Raw genomic sequence first — 15948 nt, 5'->3', positions numbered from 1 at the left:
TGGAGAAGGAGTGGTGGATGTCCGATCCTCGTCTCGCGTCCGATGCGCGCGCGGACGCCGTTGCACGGCTCACCGCGCCGGGCGCGCCCTTCGAGATCCTCGAGGAGCAGGTTCGCGGAGTGCAGATGCCGGTGTTCGGCACCAGATACCGGTCGCTGAGCTCGCTACTGGCCGACTCGGCGCGCTACGGCGACGCCGAGTACGTGGTCTGCGACGACCTCAGGCTGACCTTCACCGAGCACCTCACGCGGGTCGCATCACTTGCGCAGGAGTTCCGCTCGCGCTACGGCGTGGGCCGCGGCGACAGGGTGGCGATCCTCTCCGCCAACAATGCCGAATGGATCATGACGTTCTGGGCTGCGACGTCACTCGGCGCAATCGCTGTGGGGATGAACTCGCTGTGGTCCGGCCGCGAGATCGAGTACGGAATCGAGCTTTCCGGCCCGAAGGTGATCGTGGTGGATGCCGGGCGACGGGCCTTGCTCGGGTCCTCCGATATCGACGTGTTGTCGGTGGAGCACGATGTGCCGCATCTGGGATCCGTCCACCCGCACGCAGAATTGCCCGACGTGGAAATCGACGAAGACGATCCCGCGGTCATCCTGTTCACCAGCGGCACCACGGGACGAGCCAAGGGCGCCACACATTCACACCGGAACATGATCGCGGCGGTGGATTTCCACCGATTCAACGACGCGCTCGCCGGCGAATCGGGTCAGGCACCGAACAGGCGCCGGTTTCTGCTGGCCACACCGTTGTTCCATATTGCGGCGTTGCACAATCTTGCGGTGCCACGCCTCGCGTTCGGTGACACCGCCGTGATCAGCACCGGCCGGTTCGACGTCGATCGGGTGCTCCGCCTGATCGAGAAGGAGCGGCTCACCAACTGGGGTGCGGTTCCGACCATGATGACGCGCTTGATCGAGCATGGGGATCCCTCCCGCTACGACCTGTCGTCGCTGAAGTCGGTCTCGATAAGCTCTGCTCCGTCCACACCGGCGCTCCGGGCGAAGCTGAAGGAGATCCTTCCGTCCGCGGAGCGCACACTCGGCACCAGCTACGGCTTGACGGAATCGTCCTCTGCTGCCACGCTCGCGACCGCAGCGGACCTCGCCGAGAGGCCCGATACCGTGGGCAGGCCCGTGCTCACGACGAGCATCGAGATTCGCGACGAGACCGGGACTGCGGTCCCGGACGGTGTCGAGGGCGAGATCTACCTGCGTGGTCCGCTGATGATGCTGGGTTACTGGAACAACCCGGAGGCGAATGCCTCAGCCATCGTCGAGGACGGTTGGATGCGGACCTGGGATCTGGGCACGATGGAAGACGGCTACCTCCGGATCAGCAGTCGGCGTTCCGATCTGATCCTTCGCGGCGGCGAGAACGTGTATCCGGCCGAGGTCGAGGCAGTCATCGACGAGCATCCGGCGGTGCGTGAGTGCATCGTCGTCGGAGCCGAGCATCACGACTACGGCGAAGAGGTCTGCGCGATGATCGTGGTGTCGCCGGGCAGTGAGGTGACGGATCTGGAGATGTCCGGCTACACGGCCGAGCGGATTGCTCGTTACAAGGTACCGACCAGGTGGATCTTCCGGACGGATGATCTACCGCGCAACGCGACAGGCAAGGTCAAGCGGGCGGATGTTCGAGCTGCCCTGCAGTAGTCACGGTTTCGCGGTGATTCCGCCGCCCGCCCCGTTTCGTGCAGCACTTCCCGTGGACGCTCATCCGGATCACGGGTATCGGAGAGGACACATATGAGGCACAGTTGGATTCGAATGTCGCGCTTGATGGCTGTTTCTGCCGTCGGCACCCTGGCGCTGGTGGCATGTGGCGGCGGGGGCGTGTCCTCGACGACGGCCGGTGGCCCCACCGGCGCACCCGACAGCGCCGCCGTTCTGCGGGTCACTGCGAGCGCGCCCACTCGCAATCTCGACCCGTACCTGCAGACCAGCTATGGCGGATGGGGTTACATCACACCGGTGTTCGATCGGTTGACGGTGGTCGACGGTGACGGCGCCTTGCAGCCTGCTCTTGCCGAATCCTGGGAGTTCGCGCCGGACGGCTCGTATCTCGAGTTGAAGTTGCGGACGGATGTCACCTTTCATGACGGTGCGCCGTTCGATGCTGCTGCCGTGGCAGCGAACATCGAGCGCGGAAAATCTCTGGAAGGCAGCACCGTCACGGCTGCGCTGAGTGACATCACCGGCGTCGACATCGTGGACGATCACACGGTCCGTCTGCTGCTCGTGCCGGGAACCGGTGTGGAACTTCCGGGTGTGTTCACCACGAATGTCGGAATGATGGTCAGTCCGAAGGCAATCGAATCCGGCATGGATCTGCGCAACGATCCCGGCGCCAGCGGGTCGGGCGCATACCTCGTCAGCGAGTACATCCCGGAGGAGTCGTTGTCGCTGACACGCGCTGACGGCGCGAACTGGGACCCCGAATCCGGCAAGGTCCAGGCCATCGAGTTCGAGACGATCTCGGATGCCAGTACCCGCATGAACGGCATCAAGACGGGTGCGACGGACCTGACATGGGTCAGCTCTGCCAACGAGGTCGTCGAAGCACAGGGACTGGGCCGCTCGGGAGCGTTCGCCGTCGACGAGGTCCGGTTCCGGAACGTTCTCGGGCTCTACATGCGCGCACAAGGTGATCTCACGAAGCCCGAGGTGCGCCAGGCGGTGGCAACCGCAATCGATCCGGACGCCATCAGCGCATTGTTCTCGGGCACGTGCACACCCAGCCGTCAGTTGTACCCGGCCGGAAGCTGGTCGGTGGACGACTCGTACGAGTACCCGTACACGTATGACGTGGAGAAGGCCAGGAGCCTCGTGGAGGCGGCCGGTGGTGCCGAGATCGCCCTGACGTTCGCCTCCGGCACCAACACCGAGAAGACCGCGAATGTCGTCCAGTCCCTGCTCGACGATGCCGGGATCACCGCCGAACTCAATCCTGTTCCGAACGTTCAGAACGAACCGCGTTACATTGCAGGCGATTTCCAGTCGATGGTTGCGAACAGCTTCAGCCCCAAGGTCGATCCCGCAGAGACGGCCAACACCTTCGTCACGGGCCCTTACGACCTGTCGAACGGCAATGCAGCGATCAAGGAGCTTACAGACAGAGCCGCGGACCCGTCGCTCGCCGACGAGGAGCGTGCGCCCCTGTACCAGCAGATCTGGGATCTCACGCTGGAGGAGGCGATGTTCGTGCCCATCTGCAACCAGACCAATGCGGCAGTGTCCACAGACAAGGTCACCGGCGTCGACGACATGCCCTGGGCCGATCTGGGAATCTTCGACGTCCGTCATATCGGGATGACCGAGTAGGGCACGCGGACACCGACTTACCGATACGTGGGGAGGTTCGACGATGCTGCTGTACGCCGGTCGACGACTGCTTGCAGCGATTCCGCTGCTGCTGATCGTGCCGTTGCTGATATTCCTGTTGATCGACCTGGCCCCGGGCGACCCCGCAGTGATCCTCGCGGGCGAGAACCCGAGCCCGGAGCGACTCGAAGAACTGCGGGCGACCCTGAACCTGGACCAGAACGTGTTCGTCCGCTATCTGGATTGGGTCTGGGGCGTGCTCCGCGGCGACCTCGGGACGTCCCTCCTGTCCGATCAGTCGGTCGGTGAACTGCTCCTGCGACGGATGGCGACGACCCTGTCGCTGGTGGCGTTCGCCATGGTGCTGGCCGTGGTGATCGGGGTCGTACTCGGGGTGCTGGCGTCGCTGCGCCCAGGCGGAGTGCTCGATCGAGCGATCAATGTCGTGGCCTCCGTCGCGATCGCCATCCCCGCATTCTGGTTCGGGCTCGTGCTGGTCTCGGTGTTCGCGGTGTCGAATCAGATCTTCCCGGCGTTCGGCTACGTGCCCCTCGCTGACGGTGTGGTGCCGTGGTTCCAGCACCTGGTATTGCCGGGTGTGGCCCTGGCACTGCTACCGGCTGCAGAGGTCACGGTGCAATTGCGTTCCGCGCTCGGGCAGGTGATGAGCAGCGACTACGTTCTCAACGCCAAGGCCCGTGGGCTCGCACCGGCGAGTGTCGTCCTCAAACACGGCCTCAAGAACGCGTGCATTCCGGTGGTCACGGTTCTCGGTTTCCGCGTCGCGGAGGTCCTCGGCGGTGCCGTAACGATCGAGATCATCTACAACATGCCGGGAATGGGCAGTCTCGCGGTCGATAGTGTGCAGAACCACGATGTTCCGGTACTGCTCGGATTCGTCCTGTTCACCACATGCGTCGTCGTGATCGTCAATCTGCTCGTCGACGTCTCGTACGGCTACTTCAACCCGAAGGTGCGCGCATGACATCGACGCTGTCCGACACCGTGAACGTCGAGCATTCGGCGGGGATACTCGGCCGCATAGCAGGATTCGTCCGACGACGACCGGTGACTGTGATCGCGGGTGCCTTCGTGCTCCTGCTCGTGGTTCTCGCTGTCTTCGCGCCCGTCGTGGCACCGTATGATCCGTACGCGCAGGAGGTGGTCGATCGTCTTCAGCCGCCGTCGTCTGCGCATTGGCTGGGTACCGACGACTACGGCCGGGACGTGTTGAGCCGGCTGATCTTCGGAGTCCGCATCTCTCTACAGGCATCGCTGCAGGCCGTCGCGCTCGCGCTCGTCCTCGGGCTCCCGCTGGGGGTGGTCGCCGGGTATCGCGGCGGCTGGGTGGATACCGTCCTCACCCGCATCATGGACGCGTTGATGAGCGCGCCGTCGCTCGTTCTGGCGATCACGATCGTCGCGGTGCTCGGGTCGGGTATCACCAATGCCATGCTCGCGGTGGGCTTGGTGATGGCGCCCCGGTTCTTCCGGGTGGCGCGGGCCTCGACGATGGACGTGCGGGGCGACACCTATATCGAAGCTTCGGTTGCATTGGGATGCAGTACCTTCCGTACCATCTCGCGACACATACTTCCGAACGTGATGCCGCCGATCGTGTTGGTGATCTCGGTGTCGCTCGGCACTGCGGTTGCGGCTGAGGCGAGCCTGAGTTTCCTGGGGCTCGGTGCGGCGCCGCCGGCTGCGAGCTGGGGAGCAATGCTCAGCACTGCCGCGTCGAATATGCAGCTCGCCCCGTACCTGGTGTGGCCGCCCGGCGTGATGATCTTCCTGACCGTGCTCGCGTTCACCTACCTCGGCGACGGAGTTCGCCGCGCTCTGACGAGGAGTCGACATGGCGGCAACTGACACACTCACCCATCTCGAGAAGACCCCGTCGGACTCCACCTCACCGTTGGTTCGGGTGCGCGACCTGACGGTCCAGTTCCGCACCGGTCGCAAGGAGTGGGTGACTGCCGTGCGGGACGTGTCGTTCGACGTCGCGGCCGGTGAATCGGTCGCTCTGGTCGGTGAGTCCGGATCAGGTAAGACCGTGTCGTCTCTCGCCGTGATGGGCCTGACCGGAGACACCGGCGGTCGGATTGCCTGCGGCAGCGTGGAATTCGAAGGGCGTGACCTGGTGTCGGCCCCGCGGGCGGAATGGCGGGCATTGCGTGGCACCGGAATGGGTATGATCTTCCAGCAGCCCATCCGCAGTCTCAATCCCGCCTACACCGTCGGCGATCAGATCGCAGAGTCGGTCCGCAAGCACCTCGGTCTCGATCGCAAGGCTGCAATGGCTCGCGCAGTCGAGATGCTGGACATGGTGCAGATTCCGCGTGCCGCTGATCGGGTGCGCGAGTATCCGCACGCGTTCAGCGGTGGGATGTGTCAGCGCGTGATGATCGCGATGGTCATGGCCTGCAACCCGCGGTTGCTGATCGCGGACGAGCCGACGACGGCGTTGGATGTGACCGTGCAGAAGACGATCCTGCAATTGCTGCAGGACCTGCAGGAACAGACCGGAGTGGCACTGTTGTTCGTCACGCACGACCTCGGTGTCGTGGCGGAACTGTGCCGTCGTGTGGTCGTCATGTATGCGGGGGAGGTCATCGAGGACGGCATGGTCGACGAGGTCTTCTTCACCCCGCAGCATCCGTATACGTCGGGACTGCTGTCGTCGATCCCGCGGCCCGGCATGAGCGCCGGCCGCCGGCTGGTATCGATTCCCGGGCGCATTCCTGCCGCGGGGGAATGGCCGGCCGGCTGCCATTTCCACGACCGCTGCAACCACGCCCGGACGGGGCTCTGCGACAGCATCCACCCGACGTTGGACGAGACCACATCCGGTCGTTCCGCACGCTGCCTGCGCGTGACCGACCTGGAACTGCAAGGAGTGACGGGATCATGAGCCTGCTCGAGGTAGCGAACCTGACGAAGTCGTTCCCGACCGGGCGGAACCTGCTGGGCCGCCGCACCGGCTGGACGCACGCCGTGCGCGATGTGTCCTTCACTCTCGATGCCGGCGAATGCCTCGCTGTGGTGGGCGAATCCGGTGCGGGTAAGTCCACGGTCGGGCGCATGGTGCTTCGATTGGTCGAATCGGACTCGGGTACCGTCATGTTCGACGGGGAAGACGTGCTCGTCGCCAAACCTGCTCGGCTGCGCGAAATGCGCCGCGGCATGCAGATGATCTTCCAAGATCCGCACAGTTCGCTCGACCCGCGGATGATGGTGCTCGACGCGGTCGTCGAGCCACTCATCGTGCACACCGATATGGACCGTCAGGCTCGTCGACGTCGCGCCGAAGAACTGCTGGACAAGGTGGGCATCGGTGCACGCTATCTCGGGAGGTATCCGGCCGAACTGTCGGGCGGACAGCTTCAACGGGTGGCGATAGCCCGGGCGTTGACCCTCCAACCGAAAATGATCGTGTGCGACGAACCCGTCGCCGCCCTCGACGTCTCGGTGCGTGCCCAGGTCCTCAATCTGCTGCGCGACCTGCAGGAAGAACTCGGGCTCGCCTACCTGTTCGTGTGCCACGACCTGGCTCTCATCGAGGTCATCGCCGACCGCGTGCTGGTGATGAAATCGGGCGGGGTTGTGGAAGCGGGGACGGTCGAGCAGATCTACACAAGGCCTCGTGAGGATTACACGCGGGAACTGCTCGACGCAATTCCTGTCCCCGTGCCGCGCGCGACGCGCAAGGCCTGAGTCCGCCTACAGTGCAGCGCGCACCTTCGCATGAGGTGATTGCCTGGTGCTCTTCGACTGTCGATGTGTGTCCGGGTGAAGTGCCCGCGAGATACGGCGAGTCGCTGAAAAGACCATCGGGGCGATATTCGACAGCTCTACTGTGCCGACGCAGGAGACCGAGATCGCGCCTTCGACACCGTAGGGTCCCGTGATCGGCGCTGCGACAGAGCTGATCGCCATGTGACATGCGCGACGGGGGATGACGTCGAGACCGTGGCGTTGGCGTATACGGTTCAGGCGTGTGTGGAGGTCGTCGAGATCGGTCCGCGGGTATCCGCGCGGACCCGACTTCATCAATGAATCGACCCTCTCCGGTTCGAGTCCGGCGAGGAGTACCCTTCCGCTGATGGTGCTTTCGGCGGGAAGGTGTGTCGCGACCTGCGAAGGGATGGCCGCGCTGGCGGCACCTCCGATCCGATCGAGGAAGTAGATGGAGGAACCTTCGAGGACCGTCAGGTGGACGACTCCCTGGGTGTTGGCGTGGAGTTCGTTGAGTATTCCGGATGCTGCTCCGCGCAGCCGGGAGTAGTCCTTGGTCCGGTTCATGGTGAACATCCGCGGTCCGGGCTGGTAGCCGCGCGAATGGTGTTCGATCCAGCCCTGATCGATGAGCTGAGCGAGGAGTCGGAAGACCGTGGAGCGAGGCAACCCGGTGATCTCGGTGATCTCCTCGAGGTACATCCGATCCGGTCCGGCGGCGATCGCGTCGAGGATGAGAGTGAATCGTTCCACCACACCCGGGCGTTGTTCGGTGGGTGTGGTGGACGGCGAATTCGATTCGCTTCGAATCAATGTCATTGAATGACCTCCTTCGCGGCACTATACCAAGCAATTGCTTGGTAGATCCACCTGGAAATGCTACGAACCCGACCTGCTCGGGTGTGGCGCGAGGCCGTTCAATAGTGAATCGACGACGCGGACGATCAACTCGTCGTTCAGCGGGTCGATCGTCTTGTTGTTGGCCATGACGAAGATTCCCTGCAGTGTTGCGAAGAAGACGGTTCCGACGGTGCGGGCATCACCGGACAGCTCATTCTCCGACAGGCCGATGTCGATCAGAGTGGCAACGGGGGCGAAGCTCGCGGCACGTGCGTGCCGCAGTTCATCGGTGACGTCCTCCCGTCGGTAGCGCGACATCAGCTCCACCAGTGCCGGGTTCTCGGTCGAGAACCGGACAAAGGACACCGCGACATCGTGCAGGGTAGGCACGAAATCACGGTCGCCGAGTGCGGCCGCAGCCTCCAGCTCGCTGCCCAATCGACGAAAGCCCTCGACGGCAAGGGCTTCGAGCAGTGCGGCCTTGTCGGCGAAATGCCGACTCGGCGCGCTGTGGCTGACCTCGACCGCGCGGGCGAGTTCCCTCAGCGACAGACCGGATTCTCCGGATGTCTGCAACAGTTCTTCGGCTTTCGTCAGGAGTGCCGCACGAAGATCCCCGTGATGGTAGCCCTTGCTCATATGGGCGAACTCTAGCAAACGAGGGTGCTATGTAGTCATTGACAACATTGGTCGGCCGGCTCTAAGGTTCCGATGAACGAGGAAGGACGCGTTCATGATCGCAACCGCAGTGTCGCCATCGATCGGTGTTGAGGTTCAGGGGGTCTCGGCTGCAGATTTCACCTCCAGGGCTACAGCATCGGACACCTTGGAACTCCTGGCACGTCACGGGGTCGTCGTTTTCAAGCAGGCGGACATCTCCGATGCAGACCTGGTCACATTCAGTCGAATGCTCGGCGATGTGGTGGTCGCTCCCATCGGCGGGCACCTGGAGTTCCCTGAGATCTCCCCGGTCTCCCTCGACCCCGGTAGGAGTGAGTTGGCGCGGGCCCGCCGCAGCACGATCTTCTGGCATGTCGACGGAGTCACCGACGCCATCCCGCAGAAGGCCACGCTGCTGACCGCGCGCGAGGTCGTCGACGGTGAGGGCGACACCGAATTCGCGAATACCTATGCGGCCTATGAGGACCTTCCGGACGACCGGAAAGCCGAATTCGCCCGCTACCGAGTGGTCCACAGTATGGCTGCGGCTCAGGCATTGACCAATCCCGACGCGACTCGGAAGCAGAAGGACGCGTGGGATCGTCTACCTGCGCGCGAGCATCCACTGGTGTGGGAGCACCGCGACGGCCGCCGCTCACTGCTGATCGGAGCGACGGCCGGGCAGGTTGTCGGAATGAGCCCGGAAGAGGGACGTGCGCTGCTCGACAGTGTGCTGGACTGGGCCACGCGACCGCAGTTCGTGCTCCGCCATCGCTGGCAGGTGGGCGACCTCGTCATGTGGGACAACACCGGACTTCTGCACCGAGCACTGCCGTACGAGCCCACATCACGTCGTCTGATGCATCGCACCACCTTGGTGGGCGACGAGGCGGTCGCATAGCCGGGAGCTGTTCCGACGTCGCATACTCGAGGAATCTACGAACCGAAGGACGAACCGACATGGCACGAATCGAACCGCTCACTCTGCGTGAGTTCCCCAAGGAAATGCGCGCGGCGCTGGCCGCGATGACCCCTCCGAATCCACGACATGCGCAACCGTCCAGCGAAGGGCGACCCAAGGCGCTCAACACGTTGGGAACGTTCGCCCATCACCCGGAATTGGCCAAGGCGTACTTCACTTTGAACGGCCATCTGCTGATGGCGACCACCTTGTCGGAACGACAGCGTGAGCTTCTCGTGCTCCGGGTTTCCGTTGTGCGCGACTCGGGATACGAATGGATTCAGCATGTGTTCATGGCGCGCGACGCCGGTCTCGACGACGAAGAGATCAGCCGGGTCACATTCGGCCCGACAGCGCCGTTCTGGGACGAGCTCGACGCGGCGATACTGCGGTCCGTCGACGAACTCATCGTCGACGGCGAGATCAGCGCATCCACGTGGAAGGTCCTGGCCGCGCATCTCGACGTCCAGCAGATTCTCGACCTGATCTTCACGGTAGGCAGCTACGACCTGTTGGCCCGGATGTTCAGATCATTCGAACTCGAGATCGACCAGGACATCAAGGATCTGGTGGCAGAACGAGCTGCGAAGGCAGAAACCGCGTAACGGCATCCGCCTTCATCTCTGCAGGTACTTCAGCACCGCCAGCACGCGTCGGTGCCCGTCCATTTCGGGTGGCAGATCGAGCTTGATGAGAATCGAGCGCACATGTTTCGCGACCGCGGCGTCGGTGACCACCAGTTTCGATGCGATCGTCGCGTTCGAATCGCCCTCCGCCATCAGTGCCAGCACCTCGATCTCACGGCCGCTCAACCGCGACAGGGGGTTCCGGTTCGTGGCAAGGAGCGTGCGGACCACCTCGGGATCCACGACCGTGCCGCCCGCGGCGACACGTTCGACATCGGATACGAACTGCTCGACCTCGCCGACACGATCTTTGAGCAGGTAGCCCACACCGCCGGTGTCGAAGTCGATGAGTTCCGCCGCATAGGTGGGTTGGATGTATTGGCTGAGGACGAGAACGGGTAGGTCAGGGTGAGTGCGGCGCAGAGCAATTGCGGCGAGTAGACCTTCATCGGTATGTGTCGGAGGCATCCTTACGTCCGTGATCGCGATATCGGGCGTGTGGACTGCGACGGCCTCGAGGAGCGCGTCGGCGTCGGTCACGGCAGAGACCACGTCGTGCCCGAATCGCCCGAGGATGCCCACGACCCCTTCGCGGACGAGAAGGGAATCCTCGGCGAACACTATGCGGAGTGCCGGCATGGAATCTCCATTCGAAGTCGGGTGCCCCCGCCGATGGGGCTGTCCAGCACAATCGTGCCGTCGAGTACGGCGAGACGGTGACCGAGACCGGTGAGTCCGCTGCCGTGTGCCGGGTCGGCGCCGCCGGAACCGTCGTCGATCACTTCGAGAATCAACGTCGTGTCGGTCAACCGCCCTTCGACGCGAACGTACGACGCATCGGCATGTCGCGCGACGTTCGCGAGAGCCTCGCACACCGCGAAATATGCGGTGGATTCGACGTCGGCGGGTATCCGCGGCACATCGAGATGGACGTCGACCGGGATCTGCGACCGGGCCGCGACATCGTCGACCGCGGCGGCGAGTCCTCGCTCGGCCAGGACCTGCGGATGGATGCCGCGAATGAGGTCGCGCAGATCCTCCAACGCCAGCCGCGCTTGCTGCTGCGCCTCGCCGACACGTTCGGCGGCCGGGGAGTCGACGGGTAGATCGAGCTTCGCCATGCCGAGCGACATCGACAGGGCGACGAGTCGTTGCTGCGCTCCGTCGTGCAGATCCCGTTCGATGCGGCGACGTTCAGCATCGAACGCTGCCGCGAGCGCACTGCGCGACAGGGTTACCTCGTTGAGCATGCGGTCTAGTTCCGCGTCGCGAGGAGAGAGCACGGCCCGCACGATCTCGGCGCGCCCCGCCGCCCACGCAGCGATGATGTAGGCAGCGATCGGTAGGAACAGGAGCGACGCGAGCACGAAGATCACCCGATAGTGCGTCGGCACACCGGGTTCGGTCAGCGACATCTCCACGCCGAAGAACACCGTTCCCAGGCAGAGGAGCAAGACCAGCGCATCGATCCAGCACAGGATCGACGCATTGATGACGGCATAGCCCAGCTCCCGCCACGTGACGCGCTCGCGTAGCCGTACTCGGAGCCACGCGCGCACGCCCTGCTCCGTCACTCGGATGTGCGGATCGAAGGTCGGCTCTTCGTCCACCAAACGCAACCGCGCGCGTTCCCATCGGGCGATCGGGATGCCCATGAGCAGCGATGCCGCGAGGAGGACGAGACCCACGACGTAGATCGACAGCACTATCGCCAGCGCAACCGCCGCGGCGGTCAACGCGCCCAGCGCGGCTCCTGTCGCGAGGTAGACGATGGCGCGCCACGGCCACCACGACAGCAGGAACCGTCTCGGCGATCGTGGCACCGCGGTGCGAAGCGTAGAGGGTTCCACATCCAGGCACGTTATCGCGTTCGGCAAGGCGTCACAGTAGTGCTGGCGCTACTCGCAAGAGTCACTCCTGCGTGACCGACACGGCGGCCGGAAACCGGTTGGGTCGAACCCATGACGACAACGATTCGGACCACGACGCGAGGGCATGTCGCACTGCGCGCCGTCTCCCGTGAATATGGACTCGGCGATCATGTGGTGACCGCACTCGACGATGTCTCGGTCGAATTCCCACCGGGAACCTTCACGGCGATCATGGGACCGTCCGGTTCGGGCAAGTCCACGCTCATGCACTGCGCCGCCGGCCTCGACCGACCCGATGCGGGATCGGTGCTCATCGGAGACATCGACATGACGCAGCTCGGAGAGAAGGAGCTGACGAAGTTTCGACGTCGACACATCGGGTTCGTGTTCCAGGCGTTCAACCTCGTGCCGTCGCTCACCGCCGCGCAGAATGTGGCACTACCGCTCAGATTGGACGGCAAGCGCCCGGAGAAGTCGGAAGTGGCGGTGGCGCTGGACCTGGTCGGACTGAGTGACCGCGCGGCACACCTTCCGTCGGAGCTGTCGGGCGGGCAGCAGCAACGTGTCGCGATTGCGCGTGCCCTGATCTCGAATCCTTCGGTCCTGTTCGCCGACGAGCCGACGGGAGCTCTCGACATCACGTCGTCGCGCACTGTGTTGCAACAACTTCGACGTCTGGTCGACAAGCATCGTCAGACGGTCGTGACGGTGACGCACGATCCCGTGGTGGCAGCGTGCGCCGATCGGGTGCTGTTCCTTGCCGACGGCAGGGTCGTCGATGAGTTCAGTTCGAGAACACCTGCACAACGGATCGCCGCGCGCATGACGGAATGGGAGGCGTGATGTTCTCACTCGCAGTGTCTTCGGCGCGACATCAGTGGCGGAACCTACTCGGCAGTGCTGTGGCGCTCGCCTGCGGCATCGGTCTGCTCTCTGCAACGCTGCTCGTCATAGTGTCTGCGCAGCCAAGTCCGCCGGCGCAGTACGCCGACGCGGACATCATCGTCGCTTCCGAGGCGCTGGGCGAGACCTACAACTCCACACCGGTACGCGAGCCGTGGGACGAGTCGACGGAGAACAGCGTGGTCGCCCGGCTCGGGCGGGTCGACGGTGTTGCTTCGGTGGTTCCGAGTTCGGTGTTCCCTGCCCAACTCGCCGAGGGGGATCGAGTGCTCACCCCGACCGATCGGGACGACCCACTGGGGCACAATATTTCGGCATCGACTCTGGGGAGCAATCGGATCGTCGCCGGATCGTCCCCGGTCGCGGCAGACCAGGTAGTTGCGCCGGAATCCAGCGGGCTCGAGGTCGGGGATTCGACCACACTCGTCACGGCCGCGGGCAGGGCACGCGTCACAGTGACGGGGCTTGCAGACGGTCGCTCCGTGTACGTCGACGACGCGACCGCGCGGAGTATGTCGGGCGGCGTCACCACCATCGGGGTGGTTCTCGACGAAGGAGCCGAGACCGACTCGGTCCGTGAAGAATTCGAGGCGATCGTCGGATCGTCGGGTGACATCCTCACCGGCAGTGATCTGGTGGCTATCGAATCGTCGGCGGATCGCGGCGCCCGCAACATCGGGTCGCAGCTGCTCGGCGCAATGGGGCTGCTCGCCGCGACGATCACCGTATTCATCGTGGCAACCACCTTTGCGTTCACCGTGACGCAGCGTCGACGAGAACTCGGATTGCTGAGGGCTGTCGGTGCCACGCCAGGGCAGGTACGACGGATGCTCCTGGCGGAAGCCGTCGTCATCGGTGCAGTGTCGAGTGTTGTCGGGTCGGTGCTGGGGTGTGCGTTGGCGCCGATGCTCGGTGGATGGATGCGTGACGCCGGGATGCTGCCGGCAGGCTGGGAGCTGTCGATCACCGTGATGCCGGTACTGGCATCGGTGGTAACCGGCCTGGTGGTGGCCGTGACGGGCGTATGGTTCGCGTCGCGTCGAGCCACGCAGGTGCGGCCGATGGAGTCGTTGCGGGAAGCGCAGGCCGAGCGGTCGCCGATGACGAGGGCACGGTGGATCGCAGGCGGAATCGGCGTTGTCGCAGCATTCGGATTCGCTGCAGCCGGAGCGACGAGTGGTAGCGGTGGGTCGACGGCGTCGTACGCTGTTGCCGCAGTGATGTCGGTGATCGTCGGTGCCACGGCACTCGGGCCGGTGTATCTACCGAGGTTGATCCGGGTGTTCGTGCGGGGTTCGAGTCCGACTGCGGAACTGGTACGCGCCGAGTCGTCGCACGGTGTGCGGCGGGTGTCATCCGTGTTGTCGCCGATTCTCGTTCTCGTCGGGTTCGCGGTGATGTTGACCGGCTTGATCGACACGATGGACAAGGCATTCGGTGAGACGGCATCAGCTGCGGTTCCGTCGGAGTTGGTCGTGTCGCCGAGCGAGGGTAGTCCGGCGCTTCCGCTCGATGTCGTCGACACCGTGCGGTCGTATGGAGGGTCTGTTGTCGCTCCGGTCGCGACCATGCTCGTGTATGGAGACAGAGCACTGGACGCGTGGGGGATCGACACGGCGTCTCTCTCGTCGATGGGGTTGACCACCGACGCAGGCTCGGTCGACCGTCTCGCACCCGGCACCGTCGTCCTGGATGCGGACGCGGCGTCCCGGCTGGGTGTGGGAGTCGGCGCGGCGGTACCGACGGTATTTCCCGACGGCGCACAGGAACCGCTCGAGGTGGTGGCCGTGGTATCGGGAGGGCCTGCATTCTCGTACGTCGATACGGAGACGGCGCTGGCTCACGACCGGGTCGCGATGACCCCCCTGTTGTACGCGGACGGCGTCGAACAAGCAGCCCTGACGGACGCGTTGGCCGGTACGGGTGCGCGGGTGGAGACACCGGAACAGTACGAGAGCGCGGGCAATGCCGAGGATGCGCGGCTCCTGGGGTTGTTCGAACTCGCGCTCGTGGGGCTGTCTCTCGGCTTCGCTGCATTGGCTGTCGCAAACACGACGCTCATGGCCACCTCCGATCGGCGTCCCGCCTTCACGTTGTTACAGCGGATCGGTGCGACGCGTCGTCAGATCCTCGGGGTCGTGGCGGCAGAGGCTGCGGTGGTGGCAGTGATCGGTGCCGTACTCGGAGCGGTCCTGGCATGGCCGGCGCTGGCCGGTGTCGCGGCGGGGTTGGCCGACGACCTCGGTACCCCCGTGTCGCTGGAAGTGCGATGGAGCGCCGTGGTCTCGGTCGGGGCGGTGTCGCTGGTAATCGCACTGGGATCCGCCCTGATTCCGGCGGCAAAGCTGATTCGATCCGCCGGATCGGCGCGATGAGTCCGAACCGGCCTCGTCGAGTCGAAGCACCTCGGCCGAATACATCGCGTTTCCGGTCCGTTCTTGCGGGTAACCGGTTGGTACTGCGCGAAGGAGGCTGCAATGAGTACCAACGGTTGGGTCGGACTGATCATCATCGCACTTGTGGTAGTGCTGTTGCTCATCGGACTGGTGTGGGCACTGAGGCGTCGGGGTGCCGTGAAACGGCAGGAGGAGGCTGCGCACATCCGTGAGCGAGTGACGGAGAAGCAGCCGGTAGTCGAACAACGTGCTGTGGTGGCCGAGCAGACCGAAGCGGAAGCGCGACGGGCAGCAGCGGACGCGGATGCCAAGGCCGCAGAAGCGGAACGTCTGGGCAACCGTGCGGAGAATCAGCGCGTCGCGGCCGAGCGCTCACGTGCGGAATTGAACGAGGACGTGGCGCGCGCGAACAAGCTCGATCCGTCGGTCCGCGACGGCAACAGCGTCGGCCGGACGGATCGATCCGACCCGGATACCGGTGTGCCGCCTCGGGGCTGAATGGTTCCGCCTGCGCAACAGGACACCATGAACGCTCCAGCTAGTGTGAAGACGGTCACATTACACTCGCTTGTCAGGCCTGTGAGCTGCCGTTATCTCAGGCCTGTGCGGGCTGTGAAGAATTTC

Annotated in this window: 15 protein-coding genes; 11 read left to right on the top strand and 4 right to left on the bottom strand. The window is 64.4% G+C overall.

Features of this window, described 5'->3' with window-relative positions; all coding sequences use genetic code 11:
* Nucleotides 1-17: 17 nt before the first annotated feature.
* From Q7514_RS13160 to Q7514_RS13135, 6 genes are all read left to right on the top strand, one after another.
* The gene (locus Q7514_RS13160) at nucleotides 18-1664 is read left to right on the top strand and encodes a class I adenylate-forming enzyme family protein (RefSeq protein WP_330133714.1); all 1647 of its coding nucleotides are present in this window, start codon (nucleotides 18-20) and stop codon (nucleotides 1662-1664) included.
* Between the two features lie 126 nt (nucleotides 1665-1790).
* Nucleotides 1791-3332: an ABC transporter substrate-binding protein gene (locus Q7514_RS13155; RefSeq protein WP_330133713.1), complete on the top strand. Its 1542-nt coding sequence runs from the start codon at nucleotides 1791-1793 to the stop codon at nucleotides 3330-3332.
* Nucleotides 3333-3375: 43 nt separating this feature from the next.
* Nucleotides 3376-4317, top strand: a complete 942-nt coding sequence (locus Q7514_RS13150) for an ABC transporter permease (RefSeq protein ID WP_330133712.1) — start codon at nucleotides 3376-3378, stop codon at nucleotides 4315-4317.
* The gene (locus tag Q7514_RS13145; RefSeq protein ID WP_330133711.1) at nucleotides 4314-5201 is read left to right on the top strand and encodes an ABC transporter permease; all 888 of its coding nucleotides are present in this window, start codon (nucleotides 4314-4316) and stop codon (nucleotides 5199-5201) included. The genes Q7514_RS13150 and Q7514_RS13145 overlap by 4 nt, the downstream gene beginning before the upstream one ends.
* Nucleotides 5188-6243, top strand: a complete 1056-nt coding sequence (locus Q7514_RS13140; protein WP_330133710.1) for an ABC transporter ATP-binding protein — start codon at nucleotides 5188-5190, stop codon at nucleotides 6241-6243. The genes Q7514_RS13145 and Q7514_RS13140 overlap by 14 nt, the downstream gene beginning before the upstream one ends.
* Nucleotides 6240-7046 (top strand): ATP-binding cassette domain-containing protein, encoded by an 807-nt coding sequence (locus Q7514_RS13135; protein ID WP_330133709.1) that lies wholly within the window; start codon nucleotides 6240-6242, stop codon nucleotides 7044-7046. The genes Q7514_RS13140 and Q7514_RS13135 overlap by 4 nt, the downstream gene beginning before the upstream one ends.
* 6 nt (nucleotides 7047-7052) lie before the next feature.
* On the opposite strand, the gene Q7514_RS13130 is transcribed toward Q7514_RS13135, so the two are convergent.
* On the bottom strand, nucleotides 7053-7886 hold the full coding sequence (locus Q7514_RS13130) for an IclR family transcriptional regulator (RefSeq protein WP_330133708.1): 834 nt from the start codon (nucleotides 7884-7886) through the stop codon (nucleotides 7053-7055).
* Between the two features lie 60 nt (nucleotides 7887-7946).
* A complete protein-coding gene (locus Q7514_RS13125) occupies nucleotides 7947-8546 on the bottom strand; it encodes a TetR/AcrR family transcriptional regulator (protein WP_330133707.1) in 600 nt (199 codons plus the stop codon).
* A gap of 94 nt (nucleotides 8547-8640) precedes the next feature.
* On the opposite strand from Q7514_RS13125, the gene Q7514_RS13120 reads away from it, so the two are divergent.
* Nucleotides 8641-9468: a TauD/TfdA dioxygenase family protein gene (locus Q7514_RS13120; RefSeq protein WP_330133706.1), complete on the top strand. Its 828-nt coding sequence runs from the start codon at nucleotides 8641-8643 to the stop codon at nucleotides 9466-9468.
* A 59-nt stretch (nucleotides 9469-9527) separates the two neighbouring features.
* Nucleotides 9528-10133: a carboxymuconolactone decarboxylase family protein gene (locus Q7514_RS13115; protein ID WP_330133705.1), complete on the top strand. Its 606-nt coding sequence runs from the start codon at nucleotides 9528-9530 to the stop codon at nucleotides 10131-10133.
* Nucleotides 10134-10145: 12 nt separating this feature from the next.
* Here Q7514_RS13115 and Q7514_RS13110 read toward each other — a convergent pair whose 3' ends face one another.
* A complete protein-coding gene (locus Q7514_RS13110; RefSeq protein WP_330133704.1) occupies nucleotides 10146-10793 on the bottom strand; it encodes a response regulator transcription factor in 648 nt (215 codons plus the stop codon).
* Nucleotides 10775-12004, bottom strand: coding sequence for a sensor histidine kinase (locus Q7514_RS13105; protein ID WP_330133703.1), 1230 nt, complete (start codon nucleotides 12002-12004; stop codon nucleotides 10775-10777). Before Q7514_RS13105 ends, Q7514_RS13110 begins: the two co-directional genes overlap by 19 nt.
* A 111-nt stretch (nucleotides 12005-12115) precedes the next feature.
* Here Q7514_RS13105 and Q7514_RS13100 point away from each other — a divergent pair, with 111 nt between their 5' ends.
* From Q7514_RS13100 to Q7514_RS13090, 3 genes are all read left to right on the top strand, one after another.
* Complete coding sequence (locus Q7514_RS13100; RefSeq protein ID WP_330133702.1) at nucleotides 12116-12868, top strand: ABC transporter ATP-binding protein; 753 nt, start codon at nucleotides 12116-12118, stop codon at nucleotides 12866-12868.
* Complete coding sequence (locus Q7514_RS13095; protein WP_330133701.1) at nucleotides 12868-15303, top strand: ABC transporter permease; 2436 nt, start codon at nucleotides 12868-12870, stop codon at nucleotides 15301-15303. Before Q7514_RS13100 ends, Q7514_RS13095 begins: the two co-directional genes overlap by 1 nt.
* 102 nt (nucleotides 15304-15405) lie before the next feature.
* Nucleotides 15406-15822: a hypothetical protein gene (locus tag Q7514_RS13090; RefSeq protein WP_330133700.1), complete on the top strand. Its 417-nt coding sequence runs from the start codon at nucleotides 15406-15408 to the stop codon at nucleotides 15820-15822.
* Nucleotides 15823-15948 lie beyond the last annotated feature (126 nt).

It is taken from the genome of Rhodococcus artemisiae (assembly GCF_036327795.1).
In the GTDB taxonomy this organism is placed as follows: domain Bacteria; phylum Actinomycetota; class Actinomycetes; order Mycobacteriales; family Mycobacteriaceae; genus Rhodococcus; species Rhodococcus artemisiae.
Note: the sequence above shows the minus strand (reverse complement) of the source record. Positions and strands in the feature narration are given on the sequence as shown.

Excerpts from the sequence above, each read along its gene's own strand:
- Q7514_RS13160 (WP_330133714.1), top strand. The coding sequence starts at position 18 with ATGTCCGATCCTCGTCTCGCGTCCGATGCGCGCGCGGACGCCGTTGCA.
- Q7514_RS13155 (WP_330133713.1), top strand. The coding sequence starts at position 1,791 with ATGGCTGTTTCTGCCGTCGGCACCCTGGCGCTGGTGGCATGTGGCGGC.
- Q7514_RS13150 (WP_330133712.1), top strand. The coding sequence starts at position 3,376 with ATGCTGCTGTACGCCGGTCGACGACTGCTTGCAGCGATTCCGCTGCTG.
- Q7514_RS13145 (WP_330133711.1), top strand. The coding sequence starts at position 4,314 with ATGACATCGACGCTGTCCGACACCGTGAACGTCGAGCATTCGGCGGGG.
- Q7514_RS13140 (WP_330133710.1), top strand. The coding sequence starts at position 5,188 with ATGGCGGCAACTGACACACTCACCCATCTCGAGAAGACCCCGTCGGAC.
- Q7514_RS13135 (WP_330133709.1), top strand. The coding sequence starts at position 6,240 with ATGAGCCTGCTCGAGGTAGCGAACCTGACGAAGTCGTTCCCGACCGGG.
- Q7514_RS13130 (WP_330133708.1), bottom strand. The coding sequence starts at position 7,886 with ATGACATTGATTCGAAGCGAATCGAATTCGCCGTCCACCACACCCACC.
- Q7514_RS13125 (WP_330133707.1), bottom strand. The coding sequence starts at position 8,546 with ATGAGCAAGGGCTACCATCACGGGGATCTTCGTGCGGCACTCCTGACG.
- Q7514_RS13120 (WP_330133706.1), top strand. The coding sequence starts at position 8,641 with ATGATCGCAACCGCAGTGTCGCCATCGATCGGTGTTGAGGTTCAGGGG.
- Q7514_RS13115 (WP_330133705.1), top strand. The coding sequence starts at position 9,528 with ATGGCACGAATCGAACCGCTCACTCTGCGTGAGTTCCCCAAGGAAATG.
- Q7514_RS13110 (WP_330133704.1), bottom strand. The coding sequence starts at position 10,793 with ATGCCGGCACTCCGCATAGTGTTCGCCGAGGATTCCCTTCTCGTCCGC.
- Q7514_RS13100 (WP_330133702.1), top strand. The coding sequence starts at position 12,116 with ATGACGACAACGATTCGGACCACGACGCGAGGGCATGTCGCACTGCGC.
- Q7514_RS13095 (WP_330133701.1), top strand. The coding sequence starts at position 12,868 with ATGTTCTCACTCGCAGTGTCTTCGGCGCGACATCAGTGGCGGAACCTA.
- Q7514_RS13090 (WP_330133700.1), top strand. The coding sequence starts at position 15,406 with ATGAGTACCAACGGTTGGGTCGGACTGATCATCATCGCACTTGTGGTA.